The organism is Paraburkholderia sp. GAS348 (genome assembly GCF_050434205.1).
Classification (GTDB): Bacteria; Pseudomonadota; Gammaproteobacteria; order Burkholderiales; family Burkholderiaceae; genus Paraburkholderia.
Window position 1 is genome coordinate 56,886 of sequence record NZ_JBNPVT010000027.1, and the last position, 8,873, is coordinate 65,758.

The 8,873-nt window shown below is 57.9% G+C and carries 7 protein-coding genes; 2 read left to right on the forward strand and 5 right to left on the reverse strand.

What is annotated here, in order from left to right; translation table 11 throughout:
- Positions 1-13 precede the first annotated feature (13 nt).
- Positions 14-310: a hypothetical protein gene (locus P3T22_RS29200; RefSeq protein ID WP_063500111.1), complete on the reverse strand. Its 297-nt coding sequence runs from the start codon at positions 308-310 to the stop codon at positions 14-16.
- Positions 311-883: 573 nt separating this feature from the next.
- On the opposite strand from P3T22_RS29200, the gene P3T22_RS29205 reads away from it, so the two are divergent.
- A complete protein-coding gene (locus P3T22_RS29205) occupies positions 884-2,851 on the forward strand; it encodes an SMP-30/gluconolaconase/LRE-like region family protein (RefSeq protein WP_429326842.1) in 1,968 nt (655 codons plus the stop codon).
- A 113-nt stretch (positions 2,852-2,964) separates the two neighbouring features.
- Here the strand turns inward: P3T22_RS29205 and P3T22_RS29210 are convergent, their stop codons facing one another.
- From P3T22_RS29210 to P3T22_RS29220, 3 genes are all read right to left on the reverse strand, one after another.
- Positions 2,965-4,212: an SGNH/GDSL hydrolase family protein gene (locus P3T22_RS29210; protein WP_429326843.1), complete on the reverse strand. Its 1,248-nt coding sequence runs from the start codon at positions 4,210-4,212 to the stop codon at positions 2,965-2,967.
- Positions 4,213-4,216: 4 nt separating this feature from the next.
- Entirely contained in the window at positions 4,217-5,347 is a 1,131-nt protein-coding gene (locus tag P3T22_RS29215) for a polyamine ABC transporter substrate-binding protein (RefSeq protein ID WP_063500108.1), read from the reverse strand.
- 65 nt (positions 5,348-5,412) lie between these two features.
- A complete protein-coding gene (locus P3T22_RS29220; RefSeq protein ID WP_063500107.1) occupies positions 5,413-6,717 on the reverse strand; it encodes an NAD(P)/FAD-dependent oxidoreductase in 1,305 nt (434 codons plus the stop codon).
- 154 nt (positions 6,718-6,871) lie between these two features.
- Between P3T22_RS29220 and P3T22_RS29225 the strand changes: the two genes are divergently transcribed.
- On the forward strand, positions 6,872-7,765 hold the full coding sequence (locus P3T22_RS29225; RefSeq protein WP_063500106.1) for a LysR substrate-binding domain-containing protein: 894 nt from the start codon (positions 6,872-6,874) through the stop codon (positions 7,763-7,765).
- Positions 7,766-7,938: 173 nt separating this feature from the next.
- On the opposite strand, the gene P3T22_RS29230 is transcribed toward P3T22_RS29225, so the two are convergent.
- Positions 7,939-8,199, reverse strand: coding sequence for a hypothetical protein (locus P3T22_RS29230; RefSeq protein ID WP_429326844.1), 261 nt, complete (start codon positions 8,197-8,199; stop codon positions 7,939-7,941).
- Between the last annotated feature and the right edge of the window lie 674 nt (positions 8,200-8,873).

Genomic DNA, 8,873 nt, shown 5'->3' on the forward strand with positions numbered 1-8,873 from the left:
GCACCCGACGACTTCATGGAATCATGCCGCATTCAAACATCTTGTTGGCGATCGGCGCGGCCACTCTGGCGATGAACGCGGCGCGCATCTGCGGATCGTCGCGCAGCATCTGCATGGCCTCCTGCTCTCTCCCGGTCTTGGGTCGCCCCTGTTTCTGCGCTTTCTCTTGCCACAGTTGCTCGCAAGACGATTGCTGGTACTTTTGAACGAGTTTGTCGGCGACCATGTCCATCATCGGGTATTGAGCGGTGGCGGCATTCGCGAGCAGCAACGCGGGCACCATCGCAATCCACAGGAGACGCTTGATCATGAGCTTGCCCTCATTTCGTCAAAAAATGCGGCACTCGGGAAAGGTCCAGGATCAGCGCTTTCACAGGGATGATCTGGTTCTTGATTTTTTCGATCGTCTCGTGCGGGAATACACGATCAACCGCTTTCGCCTGTGAAATAGAGTATGGCACCAGCGGGGATGCCGATATTGGACCTTGGTCCAATATCGGCTCAATAAAATCGTCGCTTGTTACCTGGGCGTGATTGATTCGTCCCGTATTCAGGTGGACGACGACAAAATTGTCCGCGCTTTACAGTCGCGGGCTGCTTCAGGCTCCCTTGCGTACGCAAGGACGTGGTGACCGCTCACAGCCATGGCCACGTGCGATAGCGCACACACGCGCTTGAAATGCTCAGAAACTCGGCTGAAAAGTGCCTAAATTTCTGACTGGCACCGGTCCGCGCGATATTAGAACAATAAGAAATTTCAGTCGGCGCGGACCGTCTGTCGAACCTATCCTCACTGACTCCATTCAAGGGATTGACCGATGGTTGAAACCTTCGGCATGCCTTTGGTGGCCATCCTGCGCCAAATGATTTTAGGGCATCACTCATGTTCACGAAACGAATCTTTGCCGCATTCCTTGCCGCAGTGCTGATCGCTGCGATTGCGCCAGAATGTCAGGCGCAGTACACGACTGACTGGATAGCGAATACGTTTGGGACCAACGCAACTCATGTAGGCAATGCCGCCCGTTCCATGTGGATTGCACCTGAAGGAGTCGTCTACACATCGTCCCTGTGGGATGAAAACGAAGGTGGCGTTGCGATATACCAGAATGGGCAAAGCATCGGTTCGATCGGCGCTCATAGCGATTTTCAGGGCAGTGCGATCACAGGCAACTCGACTGATCTCTTCGTTGCGCTTCAGTTCAACGCAGCCTTCGGCAGCGGTAGTGTCGGGAGATATGATCGAACTACACATGCCCGTGACCTGCTCATCCCGGTCAGCGCGGATACCACCGAACGGCATGCCGATGTCGTTACGGGTCTGGCAACGGCGGGAACGCTCGTCTACGCCAGCGACTTTCCAGGTAATCGGGTCCGCGTCTTCACTACTGACGGGGTCTGGCAACGGGATATTGCAGTCCCAAGCCCCGGAGCGCTCGCCATCGACGGGGCAGGCAACATCTGGATTGCGGAGAAGCGCGCAAACAGGGTGCTTGGATTCCGTCCGAACGGAACGCCGCTGCCGAAGATTCAGATGCCAGTCGGCTCAAGACCGTCGGCCCTATACTTCGACCCAACTACCGCTAACATGATGGTAGGTGACGAAGGTCCTGACATGAACATCAAGGTCTATAGCCTGGTTGGTGTTCCGTCACTAGTCAGCACGTTCGGTATTCAGGGCGGCTATCTCGACACTACGACCGGGATCAAAGGCCAGGTCGGGGCCAAGCGTTTCACCGCCGTCACTGGCGTCGGCAAGGACTCCTTTGGCAATCTGTACGTGCTTAATAACCCGTGGGGCGGAACATGGGATCTTGGTCGCACTGGCGGCACGGACATTCACGCCTACGACAACTCCGGCAACCTGCAATGGAAGCTTCAGTCTCTCAACTTCGAGGGGATCGCCGCTCCGGATCCGGGTACTGACGGCGCCTACTTCTATGGGGGCGACAACGTCTACACTGGCTCCGCTGGAGGAACCTTCGTAGCGAACACCGTCGATCCAATTGACTACCCATCCGATCCACGAATGAACATCAACGACCCGGAACGCGGTGAGCAGTTCGGTCAAGTCGCCACCGTCGGCGCAAACCGGATCCTTGTGGCGGCCGGCCAGAATCCCGATACCTTTTACTTCTTCCACTTCAACGCCGCGAATGGCTACATTGCAATACCGGACGCCACGATTCCGGGTACGGCGTTTAATACGACAGCAAGGATCCGCGATGGATTCTGCCTTGACGGCAAAGGGGACGTCTGGGCCGGTTTGGACAAGACGAATGCCATTTGGCACTATCCGCTGACAGGGTTTGATGCCAACGGCAAGCCGACATGGGGAGTTGGAATTTCAACGCCCATTCCAGGCACTATTACGCTATTGACGCGAATCATTTACCTGCCTGATCGCGATACCATGATCCTGGCACAAGGAATTGTTGGGAGTACAGATTGGACGTCGATCGGAACGAGGGTCGAGGTGTATCACGGCTGGCTCGCAGGCAACACCACCGCTCCCAATCCAGTGATCAACATCACCAGCGCCAATCCCAAGTCGATCACGGCAGCAGGCAACTATCTCTTCGTTGGATACGTACACACCGTGCCCAACATCGACGCCTTCAATCTCACCACAGGCAGTCTGGACATCACGCTGACCAACAGCAGTCCCAATACCGTGTATGTCGGCAATGACGTAGATTCGATGTACGGCCTTAGATCGTACCTTCGTTCGACCGGGGAGTACGTAGTCACGAAAGACGACTACAACGGCTCCAGCATCGTTGTCTATCGTTGGACTCCCGGCGCAACCGCCGGGTCCGTCCAGACACTGCTGGTTTCGCCTTTCCACTAAATGGCCAAAATCCCTATCGGTAGCGGACGGTCACGCTTACTGAATTCGCCGAACACCATAGATTCATCTCAGACCGCCTGCAGTTCGGGGCAACGAAGCGCCAGGGCGATGCGCTATTCGTGCAACCACGTGTCGATCTGGACCACGATGTAGTCCGCTATGAGCTTTTGCAGGTGAGTGGTCGGATGATAAGCGTCGGCAAACATGTAGATATCGTCAGCATGAGGGGAGACATACGTCGAGCGCGAGCAGAAGAGCGCGCTGGTGTCATCGGCTTGAAATGCCGGGGGCAGGTTCGCCGGCGCGCATGCTACGTTGGTGCCGACGCTGCCGTCGAAGCGAAAACCAAGTTGGCGATAGTTCTCCGATACTTCGTCAATGAACGTGAACGCGTCGATCCGCAACACGGCCGGCGATGCAGGGAGCGCGTCATCCAGCGCGGTGTTGAATACCTGCGCCAGACGCCGAAGCACTTTTGCGGAGCCTGGCAGTTGCTGCTCGAGAAGGTTCGCGATCGGCGCCTTGCTGATGTCCGGGACGTTTTGTACAACGATATGTGTGGCACCGTTCTGGTGCGCATTGTGCACCAAGCTCGCAAATTGTTGCGCTGCCTGTCTCAGCGAAGGGAGCACTGCCTGCAAAGAAGCGCCCGGATCGCCGCCGTTCGCAACCATTCCCGCCCATGCGGTATAGGCGTCCTGAACGTCATTGGCCCCGCCTTGCATCAGCACGAGTTGCTGGCCGGTGAAGCGTGTATGCGACTGAAGGTAGGCGGCCACCTGTGAGGTCAATGGAGTTTGCAACTCGCCGGTGTCGCCCGTTGCGTCGCCGGGGTTCGGCGGCCCGGCGACTCGGGCGCCCCCTTGAGCGTAGCCCAATCCTTCCGGATGAACGACGCTCGGTTGCCCGAAGCCGCCCGTCAACGCGGGCGTGAGGCCGGATCCATAATGTTCCGCGATAAGCTGTACGGAGATAGCGCCCGGATTAGTGGTGTAGGTGCCGCCGCCGAATTGTCGGGCGTACGCGTAGGTGCCAACGTCCGAAAGACTGTCCCCGAACGAGACGACCTGCATGAAGTTTCGCTGCGGATCGGCAGAGCCAGCCGATGCGTTCGATGAATGGGACAAACCAATGACACTGCATGTCAACGCAACGAACGCGAAACGACGGACTGTCTGCATGGGGCACTCCGGGGTAGTGTGGTGTATCGAAGAATAACCTTGTTGCGCGGTAAGCACTATTATTGTTCGCGATGTGGTGCCCAAGGTTCTCGCCAGTATGGTCTGCTCGGTGCGCAAATGCAAAGCGGACCCGCCGGTATCGGAGCAGGACTCGTGCAAATCCTGCTCCGTCGGTTTCACCGGATCAGTGAAGGGTTTTCAGTTGCGACCACAAGCGGTTTTCAAGGCGCACGATTTCAACCGACGTCGGCTTCATCAGCGTCATCTTCTTGAGTACGTCGTCCGGCGGGTACACCGTCGGGTCCTGTGCGACAGCAGGCGTAACGAACTGGCGGGCTGCGTGGTTCGCCGTCGGGTAGAAGACTTCATTGGTAATCGCCGCGTTAACCTTCGGGTCCTCGATGTAGTTGATCCACCTAAGCGCCGCTTCCGGGTGCGGCGCGTCTTTCGGGATCGCCATTACGTCGAACGCCAGCAGGCCGCCTTCCTTTGCGTTCGAGAACCTGATGTCGTACGCATGTTTGGCTTCGGCGCTGCGTCGGCGCGCTATGCCGACGTCGCCGGCAAAACCGATCGCCACGCAGATGTCCTTGTTCGCCAGGTCGTTGATGTAGCCGGACGAGTTGAACTCGGTGATGTACGGGCGCACCTTCTTCAGCAGTTCGAACGCGGCCTGGTAATCCGCCGGGTTGGTGCTGTTGGGATCCTTGTGCAGGTACTGCAGCGCCGCGGCAAACACGTCGACCGACTCATCGAGGAATGAAACGCCACAACCCTTGAGCCTGGAGAGGTTAGCCGGATCGAACACCAGCGCCCAGCTGTCGACCGGCGCGTTCGAACCGAGCGCCTTCTGCACTGCCTGCACGTTGTAACCGATGCCAGTGACAGCGAACGCCCAGGGCACACCGTACCGATTGCCGGGGTCGGCGCCTGCGACCATCTGCATCAGCACAGGGCTGAGATTCTTCAGGTTCGGCAGTTGCGACTTGTCGAGCTTCTGATACACGCCGGCCTGAATCTGCTTGGCCATGTAGTTCGACGTCGGCACCACGATATCGTAGCCAGAACTGCCCGCCAGCAGCTTGGCCTGCAGCGTGTCATTGCTGTCGTAGTTGTCGTAGCGCACGTGAATGCCGGTCTGTTTCTCGAAGGTCGGAATCGTATCCTTCGCGATGTAGTCCGACCAGTTGTACACGTTCAGTTCGGCGTCCGCGGCATGGGCGGCGGGCGCTGTCCATGCAGAGAGAGTCGCCGCGATACAGGCGCCGGCGATGGCCGCGCGGCGCAGACGAATGACAGGATGACAAGCACGCATGATATTTTCCTTGCGAGGTGACGTTGCGAAGATCTCGGTGATTTTGCGGATAAAGCATGTCGCTCTCAGGACTCGGTTCTTGCCTGAAGCGCTTCATATCGCAGTCGTATCGAGGCGCCGATGTCGAAGAATGGCCGAGGTGGAAGCCAGCCGGGTTTCGCGTTGTCGAGGACTGAAGTCAGCAGCGCTGACTGGCCTCCCGACGCCATTTCGGCCAGCAGTCGCCCCCACAGCGTGCCGCGCGCTACCCCGGAGCCGTTGCATCCGGCGGCGGAATAAACGCCTTCCGCCAGTTTTCCGAAGCGTGGCTCACCTGATCGCGTAGCGCTCAGGTGGCCAGTCCAGGTAAATTGCAGATGCGCGTCCGTGATCCAGGGGAATCGGCGTTGCAATCCGTGCACGTGTTTGGCCCGGCGTGCCACCAGGGAATGGCCGGTCAGGTCGCGCTGGCGATATTCCACGGTGTTGCGGATCAGTAGCCGCCTGTCCGGTGTCAGGCGTAACGTGGCGCCGGCAGGACGAGTCGAAAGTACGCCCCAGGGCGCCGCACGCCCCAGGCAGGCATACTCGTTGTCGCTCAACGGCCGGCTAAGCGACGCACTGAGCTCAAGGGGGAAGACCTTACTGTCCGCCAGCCCTATCCTGGGTAAGAATGCGCCGACACATGCAATCACCTGGCCCGCCTCGATGTGACCATTGGTGGACTGCGCGCGAATACCGCCGCGGCTCAAATGCTCGAGACCGGTAATGTCGGTATTTTCGTAGACCGAAACATTCGCGGGCAACGCGTCCAGCAGCCCCTTCGCATACTTGGCCGGCTGCAATAGCCCGTTCCCGCCCCGGCACCATATGCCCGCCCGGTAGAACGGTGAGCCCAGTCGTTGCGACAACGCCTCGCCTTCCAGCAGTTCGGCGGCCGCACCTGCTTCGCGCAGGGTTTGCACCTGACGGTCCGCCTCCGCAAGTTTGGCCGGGTCGTGGGCAGCGAAGAGATAACCGGCATCGCTCAGATCGCACTCGATGCCGAAGCTCGCCACACGCCGGCGAACCTCGTCGCTGGCGGCTTTGCCAATGGTGCTCGCGACGTGGTAATCGGCATTCCGTTGCCGCCCGATGAGCTCATCGGGCGACGGCCGCTCGTAGGCAACCACGAAACCCGAGTTTCGTGCCGAAGCGCCTTGTGCGGCGCGCTGCCGATCGACCACGATGATGCGCGACTGCGGATGCAGTTCGGCGAGCGTATGCGCTGCCGACAAGCCCGTGAAGCCTCCCCCGATCACCAGCCAATCCGCTTTCTGCGCGCCCTTCAGGGTCGCTGCGGGCGGTGAGACGCCGGCTTGAGCGATCCAGCCACAGATATTTTTGACCACAATCGTGTCCCCTCAGTATTACGGATAACCAAAGCGGTCCAAAGTATGAATAATTAGCATGCTAGACCGACACCGCCTTGGCTTAAGTGTCAATATATTGGGACCTGGATGCGTTATCCAGCGCTATAAATTCATTGGAGCATTCAGAAAACGCATGGATAAGCTCTATCGGCCACCGTCTGTCGGGGCCCTTCAGGCACTAGCGCTCGTTGCAGAGTCGGACAATTTCACCGAAGCGGCGGAAAAGTTGCATCTGACCCAGAGCGCGGTGAGCAGGAAGATTCAGCAACTGGAAAGTCACTACGGTGTGCCGCTGTTCGCTCGCAACAGCCGCAGCGTGCAACTGACCGAGCACGGCGAAGCGGTGCTGGAGGTGGCGCGAAAGATCCTCAAGGAACTTCAGATGCTCGATGAACGGATATCGCCACGGGACAGGCCGTTTCGCATCCGCATCTTCGTGTCTCTGGCGGTCCGTTGGCTATTGCCGCGGCTGACTGGGTTTTATGCCCAGCATCCCGATCTCTCGCTATCGATCGAGACCGTCGCGACGGAGCTGGTCGATCCCTCCGGTAACTGCGACGCCTATATCCTTTACCTACCCGAACCGCCGGATGACCCGGCCTTCATCACGTTGTTCGATGAGATCCTGGTGCCGGTGTGTGCGCCTGATGCTGTCAACGACAAGCCGCTGCCGACGTCTTTGGAAGAGTTGTCGCAGTACACCCTCATTCACGGTTCCACCGGCCAGCACGAGTGGGCCACGTGGTTGAAGGCCCACGGCGGATCGGCTGCCAGGCACTATAAGCACATTACGTTCAATCTGGATGAGCTGGCGATGAATGCCGCCGCTCGCGGGCTGGGCGTCGCGATGACGGACCTGACCCTGGCGCAGGAATCAATCAATCGCGGCGATCTGGTTATCCCTTTCGGCACGCCTTTGAAGACCAAGGGGGTCTATGTGCTTTGGCTGCAGACAGCGGGCGCCCTGCATCCGGCCAGGCAACGCATTTTGCAGTGGCTCGCTCAGCAGGAGCATGCCGAACGCTAGCGCGGGATTGAACATGCACTCGATGCAGCTTGGCACCAAGCCGGATTCCTGCAACGCGCTCAGCAGAGACCGAACCCATTCAGGCCGATTGCTGGTTGCCCCACGGGGTTCGCGCCACGACGAGTAAGCTGCAGCAATAGAAAAGGCGCGATTGCTCACGCCTTTTGTAGCTGTTAGTCACCGCTTGCTAGCGCTTCTGGGAGAAAGTCGCGAGCAGTTTCGAGTATGTGCTGCCAATGCTCCACATTTAGCGAAACCGGTTCTTCCGTCGGGTAGAAAGTGAAAGCTAGCTCTTTATTGTTCCCTGCTGCGATCTGCAAAAATGGATGGCCGCGCCCCATCTTGAACACTTGACCATCGCGCAAAAAGTAGACGAATAAATACGGGTAGGTGACTCGGACATCATCAATTTGTTCATATGCAAGGTTTTCCATGTTCCGAACTCCGTTAACGCTTACCTCTAAACCCAATAAATTCCCCCTCTCGCGTCCAAGCAGCCGCCACATCGTCGGACCGAGTATAAGTGACCCACGCCTGATTTAGGGGACCACCTTCGCCCTCAGTTCTTACGCCGTTTTCAAGTATGTCCTTCACTTGTTGCGACGCAAAGTTGTTGGGTTGTTCATTCGACCGGTAGACCTGACGAACATCTTCAGCGGTCTCGAATCCGAAGTAGTTCGGATGCTTTGTTACCGCTCTGCCAGGCTTGCTCATCAACTGCCCAGCCGCGTGCGCTTCATTCGTCGCAGCCAGCAGCTCGTCAATCGTAACCTGCAGAGATTGGCGAGTTCATTTCCTAAACACCAAAATAGGTGAAGGGACCGTCTAGCTACCACAACCAGAAGGCGCGGCTACCCGCGCTATCTTCGAACCTTTAATCTTCGTCGTTGGGTAACGTTTCCTCACGAAATATTTGCGCTTTTCTCAATATCTCCTGCCACTATTCTCTACTAAGCGAGAGGCCGCTTTCGGACGGATAGAAGTTAAAGGCTAGTTCATCATTTTCGGTAATGTGAGCTTGCCCCCGAAAAACGAATCCCTTGCTGAGCAGGTAAACTCAAGCAAGGAGAAGAACGATGACAGGCAAGGCAAAGCGGGCACAGTACAC